Below are 950 nucleotides of genomic sequence, written 5' to 3' on the forward strand. Positions count from 1 at the left end.
GGCCTGGGGCTACCGCTACCGGGCGCGCCTGTCGGTGCGCCACGTCGTCAAGAAGGGCACGGTGCTGGTGGGCTTCCACGAGCGCAAATCCAGCTACGTCGCCGACATGGACAGCTGCGAGGTGCTGCCGCGTCACCTGAGCGATCTGCTGCTGCCGCTGCGCACGCTGATCACCGCGATGGACCAGCGCGACCGGCTGCCGCAGATCGAGGTGGCGATCGGCAGCGAGGTCACGGCGCTGGTGCTGCGGCATCTCGAGCCGCTGAGCGAAGGCGATTTGCAGCGGCTGCGCGAGTTCGCGGCGGCGCATGGCATCCAGTGGTGGCTGCAGCCCAAGGGGCCGGACACGGTGGTGCTGCTCGATGCAGACGGCCCGCCGCTCGCCTACGACCTGCCGGAGTTCGGCATCACGATGCCGTTCAAGCCGACCGACTTCACGCAGGTCAACCACCAGATCAACCAGGTGCTGGTGTCACGGGCGCTGAAGCTGCTCGCAGCGCGAGCCGACGAGCGGGTGATCGACTGGTTCTGCGGGCTCGGCAATTTCACGCTGCCGATCGCGACGCAGGCGCGCGAGGTGCTGGGCATCGAAGGCAGCGAATCGCTGGTGGCGCGCTCGCGCGAGAACGCGCAGGTGAACCGGCTCGCGCACAAGACCTCGTTCGTCGCGCGCAACCTGTTCGAGATCACGCCGGCCGAGCTGGCCGGGTACGGCGATGCGCAGAAGTGGCTGGTCGATCCGCCGCGCGAAGGGGCGTTCGCGCTCGCGAAGGCGCTGGCCGACCTGCATGCGGATCCGGCGCTGGCGCCCGGCTTCGTGCCGCCGCAGCGCATCGTCTACGTGAGCTGCAACCCGGCGACGCTGGCGCGCGATGCCGGGCTGCTGGTGCACCAGGCGGGCTACCGCTGCACGGCGGCCGGTGCGGTGAACATGTTCCCGCACACGGCGC

1 protein-coding gene is annotated in these 950 nt (G+C 70.0%); it reads left to right on the forward strand.

From position 1 onward, the window contains the following. Positions 1-950: class I SAM-dependent RNA methyltransferase family protein (locus AC1D01_RS36555; protein ID WP_477874683.1), on the forward strand; the 950-nt coding region annotated here is incomplete at both ends.

This window comes from Rhizobacter sp. P3_B12 (assembly GCF_056402895.1).